This window comes from Mesorhizobium sp. M7A.F.Ca.MR.362.00.0.0 (assembly GCF_004023175.1).
In the GTDB taxonomy this organism is placed as follows: Bacteria; Pseudomonadota; Alphaproteobacteria; order Rhizobiales; family Rhizobiaceae; genus Mesorhizobium.
Genome location: NZ_RZTF01001133.1, coordinates 1 through 236, shown reverse-complemented (window position 1 = coordinate 236; position 236 = coordinate 1). Strand labels below are relative to the sequence as shown.

The following is a 236-nucleotide window of genomic DNA, read 5'->3' as shown; positions in this document are numbered from 1 at the left end:
TATCGCTACCGATAAGCTCAGCACTAATTTTTTTACCGTTTGCAAGGGTAACCTCAAGCTCTGAAGCTCCTTCTACAACATGGTTATTTGTTACGATATAAGCAGCATTTCCGCTTTTGCGATAAATAACTCCAGAACCTGTGCCTGCCTCGGATTCACTTGCATCTGCCCAAAAACCTGACTCTTGTAAATTTGTTATTCCGACAACTGCATCAGCAGCAATATCAACTGCTTTT

1 protein-coding gene is annotated in these 236 nt (G+C 41.5%); it reads right to left on the bottom strand.

Going from position 1 to position 236, the window contains the following annotated elements; all coding sequences use genetic code 11:
• Window positions 1-236, bottom strand: a 236-nt coding sequence (locus tag EOC06_RS39390) for a trypsin-like peptidase domain-containing protein (RefSeq protein WP_245470492.1), incomplete at both ends; no start/stop codon positions are given.